The sequence below is a fragment of the Streptomyces sp. NPDC055815 genome, from assembly GCF_053616475.1.
Map to the genome: position 1 here is coordinate 19,050 of NZ_JBSHDU010000111.1, position 4,576 is coordinate 23,625.

Annotated in this window: 4 protein-coding genes; 2 read left to right on the top strand and 2 right to left on the bottom strand. The window is 74.2% G+C overall.

Annotation, left to right across the window (positions count from 1 at the left end):
• Positions 1-414: 414 nt before the first annotated feature.
• Positions 415-984, top strand: a complete 570-nt coding sequence (locus tag ACWGN5_RS38755; protein ID WP_453523115.1) for a winged helix-turn-helix domain-containing protein — start codon at positions 415-417, stop codon at positions 982-984.
• Here ACWGN5_RS38755 and ACWGN5_RS38760 read toward each other — a convergent pair whose 3' ends face one another.
• Both ACWGN5_RS38760 and ACWGN5_RS38765 read right to left on the bottom strand, forming a co-directional pair.
• Complete coding sequence (locus tag ACWGN5_RS38760) at positions 985-2,397, bottom strand: PepSY-associated TM helix domain-containing protein (protein WP_453523116.1); 1,413 nt, start codon at positions 2,395-2,397, stop codon at positions 985-987.
• 54 nt (positions 2,398-2,451) lie between these two features.
• Positions 2,452-3,174: a hypothetical protein gene (locus ACWGN5_RS38765; protein WP_453523117.1), complete on the bottom strand. Its 723-nt coding sequence runs from the start codon at positions 3,172-3,174 to the stop codon at positions 2,452-2,454.
• A 223-nt stretch (positions 3,175-3,397) separates the two neighbouring features.
• Between ACWGN5_RS38765 and ACWGN5_RS38770 the strand changes: the two genes are divergently transcribed.
• Positions 3,398-4,408 carry an NAD-dependent epimerase/dehydratase family protein gene (locus ACWGN5_RS38770; protein ID WP_453523118.1) on the top strand — a complete coding sequence of 337 codons (1,011 nt, stop codon included), beginning with the start codon at positions 3,398-3,400 and terminating at the stop codon, positions 4,406-4,408.
• The last annotated feature ends 168 nt before the right edge of the window (positions 4,409-4,576 follow it).

Genomic DNA, 4,576 nt, shown 5'->3' on the forward strand with positions numbered 1-4,576 from the left:
GGCGGCCCCCCCCTTTTGGTGGCCCCCCGGCGGCGGGCCCTTGTCTCGGGCGGCCCCGTACTCCCCCCCCCCTATACAGGCGCGCCCCCCCGGTTTCCCCGGGGGGGCCGCCTCTCTCGTCATGTGGGATGAACGACACGGCTTTTGGAGCCTGGAGGGTCGTCGGAGGCATTCCCTTCTGCTTCAATAGGGATATGGCCATCATGCAGAACGACACCGCGACGGGTCGCCACGACCTCGAGCCGTTCTGGCCTTCCCGGCAGCACCACGACTTCGACCGGTGCTGTCGACGCGTGAGGAACGCGTCGGCCCTCTAACGCCCCGATCGGTACGGTCCGATCCCGGCCTTCGGCCGCACGCGCACGACGTACGAGACCTCTCCGTCCGTTCCCCGCGCGAAAGAGCTGAGCTGCCATGGCCCACACCCAGATCGCCCACCCCCAGAGCGCTTCCCTCACGGCCGTCCGTCCCGGTCGGCACCGACTGCGTGCCGTCGATCCGAACGAGGTCGTCGACCTCTCCCAGGTGGCGGACTTCCTGCCGCCCGGCGCCACCCTGCTGCCCGCGCCGCAGCACGCGCTGCCGACGCTGCCGGGGCGGCCGCCGATGGTCGGGTACCTCGTCCTCGTCCCGGCCGACCAGCAGCCGCACCTGCCCGCGGCCCCCGTCCCCGCGCCGGCGGCGCCCGTCGCGGCGGAGGAGCAGGGGCCGGTGACCATCGACGGCGTCCAGCGGATCGCCCTCGTCGACGGCGAGGCGCTCGACCTGACGTACCTCGAGTTCGAGCTGCTCGCCCACCTGGTGGCACACCCCCACCGGGTGCACACCCGCGACCAGCTGGTCACGACGGTGTGGGGGTACGGGCACGTGGGCGACGGCCGTACGGTCGACGTGCACGTGGCCCGGCTGCGCCGCAAGCTGGGCGCCGAGCACCGCCACACGATCCAGACCGTGCGGCGGGTCGGCTACAAGTACACCCCCTGATCAGGCGGTTGCCCTCGACCTCACCTTCGCCACCAGGGCGAGGGTGAGGTCCACCGCCAGGAACACCAGCAGGCTCAGGCCGAGCAGCGGGACGAACCAGCCGACGAGCGCCGTCGCCGCCGCGAGCGGCAGGAGCAGCGTCACCGGGACCTTCCGCCAGGTGCCGCGCGCCACCGGGCGGCCCGGGCGGCGCAGCCACCACATGCGGTAGCCCCAGAGGATCAGCAGGATGAGGGCGAGCGCGAGGGCCGCGAGCGCCAGCTGGTTGAACAGGCCCAGGAACACGCCGGTGTGCGCGTCGATGCCTGTCCGGGTCAGCTTCGCGAGCACCGGATAGTCACTGAAGCGCAGTCGGTCGAGGACCGTGCCGTCCGCCGGGTTGAGCGCCACCGAGTCCAGCTGGACCGGGAACTGCGTGTCGGTCTCCTTGACCACGTACCCCTTGCCCTCGGCGGGCAGCACGACCGAGATCCTCGGGCTGTCGATGCCGGCCGCGCGGGCCGCCGCCAGTGCTCTGTCGAGGCCTATGTCCGTGCCCTTCGGGGCCGTACCGCCGTGGTGGGCGCCGCCGTGGCCCTCGTGCTCCGAGGACGGGGCCGCACCCGCCGACAGCTTGGGCGTCGCACCGCCGAGCGCGTCCTGCACGGTGCCGATGTTCTCGCCCGCGTACAGCGACCAGGTCAGGCCGGTCGCGGAGAGCAGGACCAGGCCGAGCGCCGCCCACAGGCCGATCGAGCCGTGCCAGGAGAGCGTGCGGCGACGGGACTTCGGGCCCCGCTCCGGCAGGACGAGGGCACGGCGGTTCTTCCGTCGCCGGCCGACCCAGAGCAGCACGCCGCCGAGCGCGATCACCCACAGCCAGCTCGCGGCGAGTTCGCTGTAGTTGCGGCCGAGTTCACCCAGGTGCAGATCGGCGTGGAGGCCGTCGATCCAGGTGCGCAGCGGGAGGGCGCCGGAGCCGCCGTAGCTGGGCAGCTGCCCGCGTACGTCACCGGTGTACGGGTCGACGAAGACGGCGAGCGAGGTGCCCTCGGGGACGTCGGGGTCGGCCATCAGGACCCGGGTGGTCGCGCCGGGTTCGGCGCCGGGCCAGACGGCGGTGACGGTGCCGTTCGGGTTGACCTTCTGGGCGATGTTCACCTGCTGGGAGAGCGGCAGGGTGGTGTCGCCGACGGGGACCTCGAGCTCGTGCGCGTACACGACCTTCTCCGCCTGGAAGGAGAGCGCGTAGAGCAGACCGCTGACGGCGGCCACGAGGAGGAACGGGGCGACGAGCACGCCCGCGTAGAAGTGGAGGCGCAGGACGAGGGGGCGCAGGGCGCTCCAGGTGCCGGGGCGGGTGGGCGTGGGGGCGGGCGCCGGTGGCGCTTCGGAATCCGGAGTTTCCGGGCGTGCGAGATCGTCGATCGTCATGATGACTGACTGTCCTTGGAGTCGGTGTGTCGACAGGGGGAAGCGACCCCCGGGTCAGACGTGCGCTCCGAGGGCCGTGGCGCGGGGTGTGGACAGCCGGGGCGGGCCGCGCCGGGAGAGGGTGTGCGCGAGGACGACGGTGTGCGGGCGGCGGGCGTTCCGCCGCGCCCGGCGGACCGTGCGGCGCGGGGACTCGACGACGGGGACGAGGGCGGCGCGCAGCAGGCGGAGCGGGGTGAAGGCGTACGCGAGGGCGGCGCGGGCGAGTGTGAAGAACGCGGCCTCGCCGCGGGCGAGCCAGAGTCCGCAGAGGAGGGCGGCGAGGAGGTGGACGGCGAGCATGCCGGCGCCGGAGCCGGAGGTCATGGGGGCGGTGGTGGCCGTTGCCATGACGTCGATGGCGTCCATGGCGTCCATGGCGGACAGGGCTTCCATGCCGGGCGCGGCGTCCGCGCCGGGCAGGGCCTGCATGGCTGGCATGGCGGGCATGGCCGGCATGTGCTCCATGCCGGGCATGGCCTGCATGCTCTCCATGCCCGGCATGGTGTGCATGCCGTCCATGGCCGGCGTCCCGTCCATCCCCGGCATCGCGTGGTGCATCCCCTGCGCGTGCTGACCCGTCGTCGAGAACAGCAGGTGGAGCGCGCCCTGGAGGAGCAGCAGGGCCCCCGCGATCGTGGGCGCGCCCCGGCGCCGTCCGGCCGCCGCCCACGCGACGGCCGCCGTCGCGGCGAAGGCGCCGAGCAGCAGGGTCGCCGGGAGCTGGTGCGCAGACATGGACGAATGCCCCACAGCGGCCAAAGTCACGCACACGACCGCGAAAAGTGCGGCTCGCAGGGCGCGCAGGGGCGACCGGGCATTCGTCATCGCCGCCATGGTGTCATCCCGGCCAAATGGCCGACAGACCGCCTCTCCCTCCGCGCTCGTTCCTCCCCTGGCGGAATCCTCCGGGAGCGGAACTCCCTGGCCCCGACCGACCCCCGCCGGGCAGGCTCGGGCCATGAAACTGCTGATGCTCGGAGGTACGGAGTTCGTCGGCCGCGCGATCGCGGAGGCCGCGCTCGAACGCGGCTGGGAGGTGACGGTCTTCCACCGGGGCCGCCACGCCGCTCCGGCGGGAGCCGCCTCGCTGATCGGGGACCGCACGGCCCCCGGCGGTCTCGCCGCCCTCGCCACCGGTTCCGGTTCCGGCTCCTGGGACGCCGTCGTGGACACCTGGTCGGCCGCGCCGTCGGCGGTCCGGGACGCGGCCCGGCTGCTCGCGGACCGGGTCGGGCGGTACGCGTACGTGTCGAGCCGTTCCGTGTACGCCTGGCCGCCCGCCGCCGGGCTCACCGAAGACGGGCCGCTGGTGGAGGGCTCCCCGGACGACGGGGACGTGCCGTACGCGGAGGCCAAGCGGAGCGGCGAGCTCGCCGCCGGGGAGGCCTTCGGGCCCGAGCGGACGCTGCTCGTGCGGGCGGGCCTGATCCTCGGCCCGTACGAGAACGTGGGCCGGCTCCCCTGGTGGCTGGGCCGGATCGCGCGCGGCGGGCCGGTCCTGGCGCCCGGGCCGCGCACGATGCCGGTCCAGTACATCGACGTCCGCGACCTCGCGGTGTGGACGCTCGACGCGGTGGCGGCGGGGCTCTCGGGGCCGTACAACCTGGTCTCGCCGCCCGGGCACACCACGATGGGCGGACTGCTCGACGCGTGCGTGCGGACGACCGGGGGCGGGGCGGAGCTGCGCTGGACGGAGCCGGAGGCGCTCCTCGCGGCCGGGGCTGAGCCGTGGACGGAGCTGCCGGTGTGGCTGCCGCCGGGCGAGATGTACGACACGATGCACACGGCGGACGTCTCCCGGGCACTCGCGGCGGGGCTGCGGTGCCGGCCGGTGGAGGAGACGGTCGCGGACACGTGGGCGTGGCTGGAGTCCCTCGGCGGGGTCGCACCCCAACGCCCGGACCGCCAGGGCGCGGGCCTGACGGCGGAACGGGAGGCGGAGGTGTGGGGGGCGCTGGAGAAGGGGTGACGTGCGCTTCCGCCCGTTGTGGGCAGGCGTTCCGCAAGGGGCGGAACGGGTGGGCACAACGGAACGGCGCCCCTGCCGGCGCCAGAGGCTCCCGCGCCTGAACCCGCACCCCGTGGCACCGTCACTGGTGGTGCGGGTCCAGGCTCGGAACGCGGAGGCGCCGCTGGG